Raw genomic sequence first — 14,806 nt, 5'->3', positions numbered from 1 at the left:
AAAGTATCATTATTTTTTTTAAAAAATGTTTTAATAATCCATTTGTGAAAACTTTAAGAACCGATAGGTATTTAAACTAGATTAAATATTTGTTCCATAAGTACCCACTTTTCACCGGGTTTGCTGCCAGGCACTCCTTGCTGAAATCCCCACATTAGGTTTTCCCATTCTATTGACTTTGGGCCTTTGTTTATTTCGGCTTGTTTTTCGAATGTAAAGCTATCTGAAACATCCATAATCATAAACATTCGGTTGCCAAAAACATATATCTCCATACTCAAAACCCCTGCTGCTTTTATGCTTTCGTTTATTTCAGGCCACTGATTTTCAGGCAGATGGTGCCATTTGTATTTTTCGATCAACTCCGGGTTGTCTATTAGGTCGCAGGTGAGGCAGTATCTTTTCATTTGGTTCTAATTTTTTATAAGGAGCTTTTATTTACTTTTTAGTATTTCTATTTAATGTTGGATAACCAAGTTAGTACTTTAAATTTTTTTTTACTGTTTTTAAGGCTTAGGTCATTCTTATTTATGTTAATCAAAACTTATTGATTTTAAAAAAGTACCTACACAAACTAAAATAACTACTACTTTTTGACCAAAGGAAATAGTGCTGACTCTACGTGAGAGTCTTTCATGACTTGTTTCATTTGATCCACCATTTTGGGGTTTTGGGCGGCAATGTTTTCTTTTTCGTAAGGGTCATTTTTTAGGTTATATAATTGAAATGCCTCTTTGGGATTTTTTTCGTCTAAAAAATAGATGGCTTTCCAGTCTCCTTTCCTTAAAGCCGTTTTGGGTTTTCCTTCCGTAAATTCCCAATACAAATACGCATGTTTCTTTTGTCCTTTTTTGCCTAGCAGAGTTGGAAGCATAGAAATGCCGTCGGTTTGAATATTCTCCTCGCCAAGTATGTCCGCAAATGTAGGTTTCATATCCCAAAAGGCTGAAATATGATCAGACACTATTCCGGGTTTAATCTTATTTGGCCAAACGGCTAAAAATGGACTTCTAATTCCGCCTTCGTATAAGTCTCGTTTTACTCCTCTGAGGCCTGCAGTTCCATTAAAAAAAGTTGGGTCAGCTCCTCCTTCTACCGATGGGCCGTTGTCGCTGGTAAATATTACCAAAGTGTTTTCTGCAATCCCGAGTTCTTCAAGTTTTGCCATTATTTGGCCTACATACACATCTATTCGGGTTACCATGGCAGCATAAACCGCATGTGGCTCTTTTTGAGATGCGTATTTCGCTTCTATTAATTCCGGGCCATAGTCGTTACCCGAGTTTGCTGGTGGTGCGTAAGGTTTATCTTCTATAAATTTACCTTTAAACATAGTATAAATAGAGTCATTCGGAGCAATGATTTCGGCATGTGGCAACACAAAAGGGATATATGCAAAGAACGGATTCTCCTTATTTTTTGAAATAAATTCTAATGTAGCGTCTTGGATAACATCCTGCGAAAAAGTTACGGTATGCATGTAATCGTTTCCGGGGAGAAGCACTTTTTCGGCATTGTGCCACAAGTAGGGCGTATAATATCTGTGGGCTTTGCGTTGGCAATTGTATCCAAAAAACTCATCGAAACCTTGCTTGTTGGGGTCGCCTTCGGTACCCACAAACCCTAGTCCCCATTTGCCAAATGCTCCAGTGACATAGCCTGCTTTTTTAAATACTTCTGCTATGGTTTCAGACGTCGCGGGAATGGGCGTCTGTCCTTCGTCAGGTAGTTCGCGGTTTCCTCTAATGGGTGTATGGCCCGTATGTTGCCCGGTCATCAGTGAGGACCGAGACGGGGCACAAACTGTGGATCCACTGTAATGTTGTGTGAGTTTTATGCCTTTTGCCGCTAGTTTGTCGAGATTAGGTGTGCGGAACTTTTTTTGACCGTAGCAGCTAAGATCGCCATAGCCCAAGTCATCTGCCAGAATATAGATTACGTTTGGTTTTTGGGTTTGTTGAGCGAAAGAATTTAGTCCAAAAAGTGCCAGTACAGCCCATAAGGCAAAGGTTTTGTTAGTTTTCATATTTTAAAGTTTTTTGAATAAATGATTTGAAAGAGTATAAATATACCTTAATTAGACTAAAATTCCTTTCTACTTCAATTCCAACTTCTCCGTTTTACCGAAACCTTCGCCTCTTAGTTTAACAAAAGTGGTTTTCATTTCGGACAGTTTTTTTGGCTCGCTTTGGGCTAAGTTATTTATTTGACTCGGGTCATTTTTTAGGTTGAATAACCCGTCTTCTTTCAAGTTTCCTAGTTCTATGTTTACTTCTTTGTTTAGGGCAGGGCCATCATAGGCCGGTATTAGCACCCAGTCGCCTTGACGAAGTGAGGTTCTACTCGATGCTTCCAGTATCAAGTTTTCTCTGCCTTTTTTGGCTGTGCCCAATAATACTTTCGACATGTCTTCGCCGTCTTGTGATTTAATATCGCTGCCTACCAATGCCGCAAAAGAGTTAAGTAAGTCAAGTTGACATACCAACAAATCTGAAGTTTTAGGCGTAATTTTTCCTTTCCAATAGGTAATAAATGGTACGTGGGTGCCTGCGTCATAAAGGCTGTATTTGCCACCTCGCAAAACTCCTGCTGGCGTGTGATTTCCGTTTTTTGTGTCAGCATCATCAAAATATCCGTCGTTTAACACGGGGCCGTTGTCGCTTGATAGTACGATGAGCGTATTTTCTAACAATCCTTCTGTTTTTAAAGTCTCAATCAGTTGGCCAATGCACCAGTCAGCCTCGGCGATAGCATCACCTCTTGGTCCTAGGTTAGTGGCCCCAACAAACCTCGGGTTAGGTGTGCGTGGCACGTGGGGTTGCTGTAGTGCATAATACAAAAAGAACGGATGCTCTTTGTTTTCTTTTACGTAGGCTTGGGCTTTGCCCAAAAAGTTGTCTGCCATTTCTTCGTCTATCCACTTGGCTTTTTCGCCACCTTTCATAAATCCGATACGAGGAATCCCGTTTACTATGCTGTTATTATGTCCGTGGTGCCACTTCATTTTTAACAATTCCGGATTGTCTTTCCCAGTAGGCTGCCCATCAAAGTTTTTCTCGTAACTAACCTTTATTGGGTCACTTGGGTCAAGGTTTTCTACTACTCCATTTTTAATATAAACTGTAGGTACTCGGTCTTGCGTAGCGGCTAAAATATAGGATTCATCAAAGCCCAATTCATTTGTGCCAAGGTCTATTTTTTTGTTCCAGTCGGTTTCGCCTGAGCCTAAGCCAAGGTGCCATTTACCTACTATAGCCGTACGGTATCCCGCTCCTTTTAGCATTTTGGGGATGGTCATTTGGGCCGTGTCAATAATCAAAGGAGCCGAGCCAGGGAGAATTTTCGCGTCATTGTTTCGCCAAGGATATACGCCCGTCAAAAGCCCGTATCTGCTTGGCGTGCAGGTAGCTGAAGTAGCATATCCGTTGGTGAACTTTATACCTTCGTTGGCCAGCATGTCCATGTTTGTGGTTTTTATGGCTTTTGCACCATATGCACCGATGTCGCCAAAGCCAAGGTCATCTAGGTAAATGACAATAATGTTTGGTTTTTTATCACTTTTGGTTTTTACAGAAGAGGAAGTGGCACAGCCGGTCAGTATCAAAAGAATGGCTATCCAAGCAAATGTTTTTTGTTTCGAATTCATGTTTTTAGTCTTTATTGTTTTGGTCGAATTGTTTAGAAAGCCAATGGTAACCTATCTCTACCCCTTTTAACATTTCCTTGTATAGCTCTGGTTTCTCTTTTTTTATCCAAGCGAGCAGTTCTACAGAAGTGGCCGTTACGGGTACAAATACATCGCTGGAAGCTTTCATTTCTAAATCGTTTTTTAAGGTTTCTTTACGAAGTTTCGCTAGCTGTTTTTTGTGTTTTTTATTTGAGGCTAAATTAATAAACTCATTTGGGTCTTTCTCTAAATCATAAAGCTCTTCTTTGGCTTTTGTACTAGAAAAAAACTGACTTTCTACCTCATTTAGTTTTCCTTCTTCTTTTAATCGCCTCATTATGTGCAATGCCGGTCTATAAAACTCCAAATAGGCTTGGTGGGCATCAAGCGGAATTTCTGGTTTGTCGTTTCTAATATATTTCCATTTACCAGAGGTTACGGCTCGCGACTGCTCTTGTATTTCGTCCCAAAGGTCACGCGTGGCGTACACATATTCTCTTTTAAAATTAGGGCTAAAAATAGGGGAGCCTGTTACATATTCAGGCACTTTGATGCCTGCGTAGTCGAGAATAGTGGCCGTAATATCCGTCGAAGAAATCACATCTTTTCGTACAGTGCCATTTGCCTTCGAGCGAGGGTCAAGTATTATCAACGGAATTTTTAAGCCTGAATCGTAGAGGTATCCTTTGCCTTTGATATTACAGCGGCCGTTGTCGCCTATAAAAATCACAATGGTGTTTTCTGCCAATCCTTTTTCTTCTAATTCTTTAAAAATCATACCTACTTCGGCGTCCATAAATTCTATTTGGTCGAGGTATTTGGCCCAGTCTAGTCTAATTACGGGATCGTTTGCTAGGTAAGGCGGCATCACTACTTTATTGGGGTCAACGGGATGTGTAGATTTCGCTCTTATTTCGTTCCACCAGTCGCCGCGGTGTGTTACATTGAGTTGTATTTGGGCAAAAAACGGCTTCCCGTCGTTTTCAAAAGTGTCGTATTTGTCGAAAAGTCCAAATTTGCTAACACCGTCCCATTCGCCAATGGGTTGATGCTTAAAGTTTACGTCTGTTTTACGACCTTTGCTTTGTACAGCATGATGCCCCAAAATGGTAGTGTAGCCTTCTTTTCTTAACCAATAGGTAAACGGTTTGTAGTTTTGGTCAAGCGGAATATCTTTGTTGCTGCGGTGGTTTTGAGCGTTTATTTTGGTTTGGTGCGTGCCCACCATCATGGCAGAGCGGCTAGGCGAACAGATTGGATTTGTCACAAAACAATTGTCGAAACGCACACCTGAGGCCGCCATTTTGTCTAAGTTGGGGGTTTTTACGGAAGGCATTCCGTAGCACGCCAAGTCCAAACTCATGTCTTCAGCCATGAGCCAAATGATATTAGGTTTTTTGTTTGTCGGTAGATTTTCGGCCTCTCGTTTTTTGCTGAATTCCTTGGTGTGTTTTTCAGAAACAGCGAGCGAAGTTTCATGAGAATTGTTTTGAGCTATGCTTTGACTAAATGCAATAGCCATTAAAAAGATAAATATCTTAGTTTTCATTTTTTTATAAAAGGTTGAATATTAGATTTTTGTGATAACCACTTGCATGCTTTTTCTAAAGTGTATTTTTCTATTAAGTTTAAATTCGGGTTTCTCTTTTACTAAAAAAAATAGTGTTCTTAATGAAAAAAAACATAAAAAAATCCTTGCAAGACTTAAATGTAAGTTACATGTTTTTTTAAGGACCTATTTTTTATGTTTTACCATATTGTTATATGATTTTAGCATATTCTAGTATTGAATTCCTTATTGGGCAAAATGCATTTTTCTTTCAAAAAAAAACCTCCTAAAATAAGGAGGCATTTTTAATCATTTTAACCTATGATAATAAATCATAATCTTCATAAACATAGAGAAGTGCTTTGTTTGAAAGCCTTTTCATAAGTTTAAATTTCTTTATATCTACAGCCAAAGTATTACTTTAAGCTTTTTTTTAAGACAAAACTTTCAGACCATCGCCTATGCCAAGTGAAAGTGGCGTGCAATTGATGCCAAACTGGCTTTTATATGCACCTTTTAGTTCTTTTACAAAATCTTCTGATTTGCCTTTGGCCGCTATCGAAATCGTGCAACCGCCAAAGCCGCCGCCCATCATTCTGCTGCCCAGTATGTTAGCATCTGTTTTTGCTCTTTCTACTATAAAATTGAGCTCTTCGCAGCTTACTTCATAGTCGAGATTTAAACTATCGTGTGACTTAAACAACAACTCTCCTAAGCCCACAAAGTTTTTCTCGATAATTGCTTTCTTGGCTTCAATAACTCTGGCCGTTTCGGTTATCACGTGCGACAGTCGCTTGAATTCGGTGGCTGTCAATATATCCTTACACGCTGCTAGTTGGCTTTCGGTTATATCTCTAAAATTGGAAATTTCAGCGTATCTTTCTTTCAACTTTAATAATGCAAGTCCACATTCTTCGCGGCGTTTGTTATATTCTGAAGTATCAAGCGAGTGACTTACATTGGTGTTAATTATCAACAGTTCATATTCGCTTAAGTCAAGGGGCAAATATTCATATTCCAACGTAAGGCAATCCAAAAATATAGCATGATCAGCTTTACCCATCACACTCGTAAAGTGATCCATAATGCCGCAGTTTACACCTACGTGTTTTCTTTCGGTGTTTACGGCTGCATTTACGATATCCATTTTTTCTAAACCTAATTCGAAAAGCTCGTTTAGTGCTCCAATAAAACTACACAAAAGCGATGCCGATGAGCTTAGACCACTCCCAAGCGGCACTTTGCTGCTTATTTCGCAGGTAAAACCAGTTAGCTTCTCTTTTTTGTCACCCAAAGATTTTATTGCCCCTACCAAGTATCGTCCCCAGCCGGGCGTATATTCTTCTAAGTTTTTTAAGGTAATAGTAAAATGCTCATTCAGTTCTCTTGAAGTAAACGTGCAGCTGTCTGCTGATTCGTTTAGTTCAAGGGTTATTTCGGTACCCAAATTGATAGCTGCCGGTAGCACGTAGCCGTCGTTATAGTCAATGTGCTCTCCAATGATGTTAATTCTGCCTGGCGAGCTAGTTTTTACTATCTTCATTTACTGTTTTTTTGTGCGTCTCTAAATCTTTTTTCCCATTTCCAAGCCGAGCTTGCCATGTCTTCTAATGATTTCTTTGACTTAAATTTTAATATTTCATTTGCTTTTTTTGTACTCGCAAAAAGCTCAGGCACATCGCCGGCTCTTCGTGGTTCAAATGTAAAGTTAAGCTTTAGGTCATTAACCTTTTCAAAAGCGGCAATGATTTCTATTACCGAAGTGCCTTTGCCTGTTCCAAGGTTATAAAATTCGTAGTTTTCAGTGTTTTTTTTGTCTACAAGTCGCTGCAGGGTAAGCACATGTGCGTCTGCTACATCTTCTACATGTACGTAGTCTCGCAGGGCAGTTCCGTCTGCTGTGTCGTAGTCATTGCCAAACACCGAGAGCTTTTCTCTGAGGCCATAGGCCGTTTGGGTTATAAATGGCATTAGGTTATTCGGAACGCCATTTGGCAACTCCCCAATAAGACCAGATACATGGGCACCAATTGGGTTAAAATACCTTAAAATGATGGCATTGAAATCAGGATTTGCTTTGCAATAGTCTTCTAATATTTCTTCGCCTATTTTTTTTGTGTTGCCATATGGTGAGCTTGGTCTTTGCGTAGGCGTTTGCTCACTTACGGGCAGCTCAGCCGGATTGCCATAAACTGTAGCCGAAGATGAAAATACCAAATTTTTGACTTTGTATTTTTCAGAAAGTTCTATGCAATTCAAAAGCGAAACCAAGTTGTTTTTGTAATACATCAAAGGCTTATCTACCGATTCTTTTACGGCCTTGAAAGCGGCAAAATGTATAATGCCGGCAATTTGCTCGTTTTCGGCAAAGACCCTCTCAAATGAATTAATGTCAGCAGTATTGGCCTCGTAAAACCTAATGCTTTGTCCTACTATTTTTTCTATTCGCTTTATGCTGTCTCTTTGCGAGTTAGAAAAATCATCTACCACGATAGGTTCAAAGCCGCTATTTATTAGGCTCACCACTGTGTGTGATCCTATATATCCTGCTCCGCCGGTAACAATAATTTTATGCATATAAACTAATAAGAGTAAATTTTACTCTTTATATTGTGAAACAAAATAAAAGCTTAATTTTGAGCTTTCAAAATTTTATGAGTAATAAAAATATATACGGCCCTCAAAGCTCTTACACGGACGTAGATAAGATTTTAGTAGCAATAGATTGTATTATTTTTGGATTCCAAGATGGAAACCTCAAAATTCTGTTGTTTAAACGTAAAGTTGCTCCTTTCGAAAAAGAATGGTCGCTGATAGGAAGTTTTGTGAAAGTAAGCGAAAATATAAAGGAGGCGAGCAATCGGATTTTGGAAGAAATCACAGGATTGAAAGGCGTATATTTGAAAGAACTGCGAAGCTATGGAAACGTAAGTAGAGACCCGGGAGCTCGGGTTATTTCGATTGCCCACTATGCTCTTATCAAAATTGATCAATTTCAACTTTCTACCTCTGACGAGTTTGAGTCGCAGTGGTTTAATATGTCAGACATGCCAATTTTGATTTTGGATCATAAAAAAATGGTGGACGATGCCCTAAATAAACTTCGACAAAAAATAAAAACTCAGCCCATAGGTTTTGAGCTTCTCAATGAAAAATTTACACTAACCGAACTAAAAGCCTTATACGATTCCATTTATGGTTACACACTCGACAGAGGCAATTTCAGAAAGAAAATATTGGGTATGAAAATACTCGATAAAATGGAAGAAAAGGACAAGGCCAATTCCAAAAAAGGGGCGTTTCTCTATAAATTCAACGAACAGAAATACAAAGCTCTATTAGAAGACGGAGCGAAAGTTGACTTTTTTTAGGAATTGTTAACTGAACAAAAAAATTATAGCCGAAATTCTGATTGCTCAATTTCGGCTGTAATCCCCAAATTTTCACCAATATTTACTCGCCCACGGAATCCAGGTGCTCCAGTTTGGACCCGTGCTGTGGCCGCCTGCGTGTTGCCTAAACGCGATGTCGCCTTCTACAAGTGCCACACCTAACTGTGGAAAGGTGGAGGTTTTTAGGCCTTTTTTACCAAAAAGTGTATACACAGCTCCGGCATTTGTGGCTCCTACAAATGAGCCTTTGGCGTCTATCCATTGGCCTTCTACAAAAGGTGAGCCTGCACTGATAAATACTGGTCGTGGTGCACACAGTGCTATGAGTTCGTGTGCGTCTACGGGCAGGTCGTCTTGTGTTTTTATACTGGCATATTTTATGAAGTTTCCACAAAACCAGTGGTATTCGCCTGAGCTGGCTAAGTTTTCTATTTGCTCTCCGAAAACCCTCCGTAAAACCTTGGCTCCTCCTGCTCCCGATGAGCCAATAAAACCAAGGGAAAATCGCTGCTCAAAGGCCATGGCTACCAAGGCCGCTTTTCCATATCGCGAAAGGCCCTCAATGGCCACTTTGCTTGATATTACGTCACTATCGGTTTCTAAATAGTCGAGTGCTCGGCTGGCTCCCCACGCCCATGCCCTTAACACACCCCAGTCTTCGGGGCTGCGGTGTGCTCCTTTGTTGGTGAGGCCTATAATACCTTCGGTTAAGCCTGCTCCGTTGTCGGCTTGTATGCTTCCGGGTACCAATATCGCGTATCCCCAGCCTTTTGAAAGCAACTGCTCCTTCCAAGTCGGTTCGCCTGAACCTATTAAACTCATAGCTTTGGTAGGTTCGGTGGCCCATAGTGACGAAATCCAGCCAAATTCCATCACTATGGGCACTGCCTCTTTGGCGGAGGCTGGTGTGGCTACTAACAGCTCAATCTCCACTTTTAAGTTGGGGTATGCCGAGTTATCCACTATGCCTTTTAGTAGTTTTTCTTTTATCGGGAAGTTGCCAACTGTGGTATCTTTTATAGACACTATTTGCCACTTTACCGTCGGAATGTTTTTAGGCAATCGGCCGTACATCTCTGTTTCAAAATCTTCAATAAGCTCACCTCTTCTTATCGAATACCAGTCTTTTGCAGTGCTTACTTTCCTTCCATTTTTAAAAGTCAATGCATCGGGTAGTGTGTAAGGTTTTACATTTTCTTCTGAACTGTTGGCAGCATTGGCATCTTTTGGGTTACCAGAGGGGCCACGGCGAAGTTGATCAGCACGGATTCCTATTTGAGTGAGCATATTGGCGTAGTCTGCTGCCGTTCGTTTGTTAAGACTGTCTCTTTGAGCAGGAGTTAGGCCAAATTGGGCTTGGGCAAATGCCTGAAACACCAAAATGAGAATCAGTATTTTTTTCATTTTAATTTTATAAAGGTTGAATATTTTTATACCAAAAAACATCAAATTGTAATTACTTTTGGATGTTTTAAAATAGCCATAAATATAACGCAATTGGGGTGCTTTTTCTAAGGTTATTTTGGGTAAAAGAAAAACTTTTTTATCTCCGTACAACCATTGACGAGCATTTAGTACACTTTAATATAGAAACACTTGAAAACGTCCATTTATGACTGAAAATGAGCTGATAGAAGCCTGCCTGATAAGCAATAGGTTTGCTCAACGCACACTTTACGATCGTTACAAAAAAGCCATGTATACCTTAGCGTATAGGTTAACGGGCGATTTTGACGATGCCAATGACGTGCTTCAAGATGCGTTTCTAGAAGTTTTTAAAAACCTTTCAAATTTCCGTAAAGATTCCTTATTGGGGGCTTGGATAAAAACCATTGTGGCCAGAAAAGCCTATCAGAAATTTAAGAAAGTTAAGTTTTTGGAAATCCGAGAAGATTTTAATGACTCAGAGCTGATACTTTGGGACCAACAAATGAATGCCGAATATCTCGAAAAAGCGATTTTGGACTTGCCGGATGGCTTCCGAACGGTTTTTGTAATGATTGAAATTGAGGGTTTTACACATAAAGAAGTAGGGGAGCTTTTGGGTATTGCCGAAGGCACCTCAAAATCACAACTTTTCCATGCTAAAAAAAGATTAAAAGAAACGCTAAGAAAATCATGAATCTACCAGAATATAACCCCGACGATAAAGTGTGGCAACGCATAGAAGCCAAGCTGAATGATGAGAACAAGGCGAAAGTTTTGGCTGAAATGCCTGAATATGAGCCAAATGCGGCTGTTTGGGGTCATATAGCCGCTCAGCTGAAACCTGCCAAGTTTTTTTACTTAAAATGGCTGGCCGCGGCGTCTTTGCTAATTATTTCTTCCCTTTATTTTTTTAGAGATACCAATGAAATTCAGTTTTCTAAACAAGAAATAGAACAAGGTTTTTTGAATAAAACGGTAGCTAAAAGCCAAATTAGTTACGCCGAAATAAAGAAGGTGTGTCAACAAGAAAAAATAGTATGCGAAAAACCAGAGTTTAGGGTGTTGGAGTCGGAACTCGAAGATCTGAACACTGCAAGTGTGGCACTCCAAGAGGCCATCGGAAAGTACAATACCGAACCGGAGCTATTGGGTCAGTTGGCCGAAATAGAAAGTCAAAAGGCGGAGGTGATCAAGAAAATGGCTGACCAAATTTAAGATGAAAAAGTACCTGCATTTATTACTAATAGCACTTTGCATAGCCCTGATAGGGATATCCACGTCTTTTTCTCAGACCATGGTGTATGTGGCCACCAAGCACATAAACAAAGATTTTTCGGATATAAAAGCGATAGAAATAAACGCCGAAAAAGCAGATATAGAAATAGAAGTTTGGGGGAACTCGACGGTGAGTTTATCGATGGAAATAAGTGCCAAACACCCAAGTAAGGCCACTGCGGCAAATGACATTGAGTTTTTGAAGTATATAGCGGAGGCTAAAAACGGGGTGTTGTTTTTGAGGAATTATTTGCTTTTAAGCCAAAAGGACAAAAAGCCAGAGTCAAATTTTAAAACCAAATATGTACTCAAAATTCCGGCGGATAAGCTCTTAGAAGTCAAGAATAGTTTCGGTACTGTGCGTGTTTTGGGCAAAACAGAGAAGTTGATATTAAAAACTGAGTTTTGTAATGTGAGTTTGGGTCAAATAGGTGGAGTGAGCCAAATAAAAACCAAATATGGCGAGGCAAATATTTCCGGCATTTCAGGGGATTTAAACCTGGAGTCGGAGCGAACGAATATCAACCTTAGTGATTTTTCGGGGATTATAGCCATGAAAAGCTATTATGGCGAAGTCTTGCTGACCAAACCGCGGACACTGAGTAGTTTGACGTGTATGGCCGAAAAATCTATGGTATCGCTAAAAATGGCAAATTTTAAGAGCCATAAATTAATACTGAGTACTTCTTCTGGGCAAATTTATTTGCCATCAGAATTGGGTAAAGCAATTACTCAAAAAAATGGACAGATGCTAGAAATAAACTCCAAGGAGAATTCGAATATAAAAATCCATAATAAATCAGGAAATATCACTTTAGAAAAACTCTAACAACATGAAAAAACTAATCCTATTTCTCAGTATACCTTTCTCGCTACACGCACAATCCGACAGCCTAAATGTTACCTTTTCAGAAGAAAAAGTGGAAGTATTTGAAAAAACGACGCTTATAGACGAGTACGAAAAGGCCTTTGGGGGCAATCGGGAAGTTAAGAGCGGGTTGAGGGTGAGGTTTGTAAGTGGTTCCTTTTCTAAAAGGAGTAATACTTTTTTACAATATGAGCAGAAGTTTGGAGATGCTTTTTCCATTATTGGGTCGGTCAATGCAGGTTTTCAACCCAATACTAAATTTCAGTTAAATTCAGAGATAGAAGGCCGATGGTACTTTTTAATGAAAAAAGACATAGAATTGAAAAGCAAAAAAGGAAATATTACCGGAGATTTTATTTCTTTTAAGTTTTCCACACCAGATAATAATTCGTCCTTATTAAATAGGACCAACCTAATCGGTTTATTTGGAAGTTTTAGTAGATATTATGAAAGAACGTATTCGATAATATATGGAAGGCAATTTGCAAATGTTTTTGAATTTGGTTTAATAGGAGGGTTTAAGACTATAAAATCGAATAAAAGGTATGAGTATTCCAATTTTTATGATACCCACAATAAGGTTTATTTAACTACACATAGTCAAGTTGGATTAGGTTTGTTATTTCCCAAAACAAAAGATTTGAAAAACAGCTGTGAATTTTTAAAATGCAACTATGAAGTAAATAGATTATTAAAATTTAACCTCAATAATATATTTTATTTAGATAGGAACTATCAGGCATTATCAGCGAATGGTTCATATGAACAACGAATATTTAATTCCCGATTTACCACAAATTCTGGTGGTTTATTTGGTTTCTCGAGAGAAAAAGAATACCGATATAATAACTATGACCCAAATTCTGGAATTTTTATAGTACCAACAAAGATCGAAGTTAAACGCAGTTTTTTCTCAACAAGTTTTCATCAACAATTGAGATACTATTTACCTAAAATTAAAGCCAATTATAATGGCGTTAAAAATTTGAATGGTTTATACATAGCGGCTGAAGGTACTGTCAGTAAAACAATCATAAGTGATTTTAATAAACCGTTAAATAGCAATAAAGTGGGAGTTTCGCTTGGTTATCAAACCTTGGCTACAAAAAATACTTTTTTAGATGTTTTTGCATCTTTTAATAGATTTAATTCCCAAAGTTTGCTTTATGGAAATAATGAAAGTTATAAAGAAAAAGGAAATATGTTAAACGCTGGAATTAAACTCGGTCTCGCCAAATAAATCCCCATCACAATGAAAAAACTAATCCTATTTCTCAGCATATCTTTATCGCTACACGCACAATCCGACAGCCTAAATGTTACCTTTTCAGAAGAAAAAGTGGAAGTATTTGAAAAAACGACGCTTATAGACGAGTATGAAAAGGCCTTTGGGGGAGGAAGTGAATTTACGAGCGGATTGAGGTTTCGTATAGTCTTTAATCCGATGACTGGAAATACCATAGTGCCGCAGTTTCAGTTCGAGCAAAAAGTGTTTAAAAGAAATACCCTTACACTCAAATATGGTCATGCAAATAGTATGAACACCAACCTAGGATTTGAGTTTAGGAGGTATAATATAGAAAAAAGCCCCAGTACCTATAAGTCAAATATAGTAGGTGAGTATGTGAGTTTTTTTGTTGATAAAAATGCTCACTTCCTGGAGATTTCAGAATTTGGTGGGGCAAATAAAATGTTTTTAAATAGAAAAGATTTCTTCTATGGTTTAGGTGCAATTGGGGTTTCAAAAGGCATACAGTTAGGCAATATCTTAACTTTCGGTATAAAAGGTGGCCTAAGATTTGGAAAGGAGGGAACTGTTAATTCGGAAAAAAATTGGGTTTATGATAGAAGCTCTAATATTGTATTTACACCTTTTATTTCGAGTTTTTCGGAGGTGGGACTCGGTTTTCTTTTTCCTTTAAAAAATAAGTTTACACTCGATAGGCATGAGGTAATAGGCTCTCAACAAAATATGAAAGACATGTGGCGGGTCAATCTTTTAAATTTGATTTATTTAGATTCATACAAATTGAACCTCGCAGCAGATTTGGCTTACGAAAGGAAAATTAAGCAGAGCTCTTTTTCATTGGTTTCTAACCTAAAAGTAGGCTTGAGCAATCACAAAGAATTTATTGGCGTTAGCGAGCGAGATACTATTATTAAAGATTACAGTAATATTGGGAAGAAATATTTGCTCATCGATTTTGAAAATAATGCCATGCGGGTTTGGGAAGGAATGACGGCTTTTAACCAGGAACTGAGGTACTATCCGGGTATGAAAAAGCGGATGTTAAAAGGCAAGTCGGGAAATAACCTCAATGGTTTTTTTGTGGGTCTTTTCGGTGAACTTACACTGATGTCGCGGTATTTTAACCGTGATAGTTATGATCAAATTAAGGGCTTTGATAAGCTAGCCACTCAGAAATATTACGGCATAGAATGGGGCTATCAGGTCAAATTAAGCAAAAATGCATTTTTAAGTATTATATATAATTTTGGGCTAAAATCTAACTCAAACAACTTTTCTAGATCATCTCAAACAATTTATTTATCCGAGCCATCTGCCCGACAAGCCATATATTACACCGGAGCTCTTAAACTTGGTTTTGCTAAATAATATGACCATA

Annotated in this window: 13 protein-coding genes; 6 read left to right on the top strand and 7 right to left on the bottom strand. The window is 38.6% G+C overall.

Features of this window, described 5'->3' with window-relative positions:
* Positions 1–71: 71 nt before the first annotated feature.
* From ACFOOI_RS11980 to galE, 6 genes are all read right to left on the bottom strand, one after another.
* Positions 72–407 carry an L-rhamnose mutarotase gene (locus tag ACFOOI_RS11980; protein ID WP_379838215.1) on the bottom strand — a complete coding sequence of 112 codons (336 nt, stop codon included), beginning with the start codon at positions 405–407 and terminating at the stop codon, positions 72–74.
* 179 nt (positions 408–586) lie between these two features.
* On the bottom strand, positions 587–2,026 hold the full coding sequence (locus ACFOOI_RS11975; protein WP_379838214.1) for an arylsulfatase: 1,440 nt from the start codon (positions 2,024–2,026) through the stop codon (positions 587–589).
* 69 nt (positions 2,027–2,095) lie between these two features.
* Complete coding sequence (locus tag ACFOOI_RS11970) at positions 2,096–3,646, bottom strand: sulfatase-like hydrolase/transferase (RefSeq protein ID WP_379838213.1); 1,551 nt, start codon at positions 3,644–3,646, stop codon at positions 2,096–2,098.
* A gap of 4 nt (positions 3,647–3,650) precedes the next feature.
* Positions 3,651–5,216: a sulfatase family protein gene (locus ACFOOI_RS11965; RefSeq protein WP_379838212.1), complete on the bottom strand. Its 1,566-nt coding sequence runs from the start codon at positions 5,214–5,216 to the stop codon at positions 3,651–3,653.
* 433 nt (positions 5,217–5,649) lie between these two features.
* Entirely contained in the window at positions 5,650–6,759 is a 1,110-nt protein-coding gene (galK, locus tag ACFOOI_RS11960; protein WP_379838211.1) for a galactokinase, read from the bottom strand.
* Positions 6,756–7,793 carry a UDP-glucose 4-epimerase GalE gene (gene galE, locus ACFOOI_RS11955; RefSeq protein ID WP_379838210.1) on the bottom strand — a complete coding sequence of 346 codons (1,038 nt, stop codon included), beginning with the start codon at positions 7,791–7,793 and terminating at the stop codon, positions 6,756–6,758. The genes galK and galE overlap by 4 nt, the downstream gene beginning before the upstream one ends.
* 77 nt (positions 7,794–7,870) lie before the next feature.
* Here galE and ACFOOI_RS11950 point away from each other — a divergent pair, with 77 nt between their 5' ends.
* Positions 7,871–8,587, top strand: a complete 717-nt coding sequence (locus tag ACFOOI_RS11950) for an NUDIX hydrolase (RefSeq protein WP_379838209.1) — start codon at positions 7,871–7,873, stop codon at positions 8,585–8,587.
* A gap of 72 nt (positions 8,588–8,659) precedes the next feature.
* Here the strand turns inward: ACFOOI_RS11950 and ACFOOI_RS11945 are convergent, their stop codons facing one another.
* The gene (locus tag ACFOOI_RS11945) at positions 8,660–10,012 is read right to left on the bottom strand and encodes a glucuronyl esterase domain-containing protein (protein ID WP_379838208.1); all 1,353 of its coding nucleotides are present in this window, start codon (positions 10,010–10,012) and stop codon (positions 8,660–8,662) included.
* Positions 10,013–10,220: 208 nt separating this feature from the next.
* Here ACFOOI_RS11945 and ACFOOI_RS11940 point away from each other — a divergent pair, with 208 nt between their 5' ends.
* Genes ACFOOI_RS11940 through ACFOOI_RS11920 form a run of 5 tightly spaced genes read left to right on the top strand, consistent with a single transcriptional unit; the run spans position 10,221 to position 14,796 of the window.
* Positions 10,221–10,730 carry an RNA polymerase sigma factor gene (locus tag ACFOOI_RS11940; protein WP_379838207.1) on the top strand — a complete coding sequence of 170 codons (510 nt, stop codon included), beginning with the start codon at positions 10,221–10,223 and terminating at the stop codon, positions 10,728–10,730.
* Entirely contained in the window at positions 10,727–11,251 is a 525-nt protein-coding gene (locus ACFOOI_RS11935; RefSeq protein WP_379838206.1) for a hypothetical protein, read from the top strand. The genes ACFOOI_RS11940 and ACFOOI_RS11935 overlap by 4 nt, the downstream gene beginning before the upstream one ends.
* Before the next feature lies 1 nt (position 11,252).
* On the top strand, positions 11,253–12,140 hold the full coding sequence (locus tag ACFOOI_RS11930; RefSeq protein ID WP_379838205.1) for a DUF4097 family beta strand repeat-containing protein: 888 nt from the start codon (positions 11,253–11,255) through the stop codon (positions 12,138–12,140).
* Positions 12,141–12,144: 4 nt separating this feature from the next.
* Positions 12,145–13,419 carry a hypothetical protein gene (locus tag ACFOOI_RS11925; RefSeq protein ID WP_379838204.1) on the top strand — a complete coding sequence of 425 codons (1,275 nt, stop codon included), beginning with the start codon at positions 12,145–12,147 and terminating at the stop codon, positions 13,417–13,419.
* Positions 13,420–13,431: 12 nt separating this feature from the next.
* The gene (locus ACFOOI_RS11920; RefSeq protein WP_379838203.1) at positions 13,432–14,796 is read left to right on the top strand and encodes a hypothetical protein; all 1,365 of its coding nucleotides are present in this window, start codon (positions 13,432–13,434) and stop codon (positions 14,794–14,796) included.
* Positions 14,797–14,806: the final 10 nt, after the last annotated feature.

This window comes from Lacihabitans lacunae (assembly GCF_042649125.1).
GTDB classification, from domain to species: domain Bacteria; phylum Bacteroidota; class Bacteroidia; order Cytophagales; family Spirosomataceae; genus Leadbetterella; species Leadbetterella lacunae.
The sequence above is the reverse complement of the archived record's forward strand: the minus strand, read 5'-3'. Positions and strand labels throughout refer to the sequence as shown.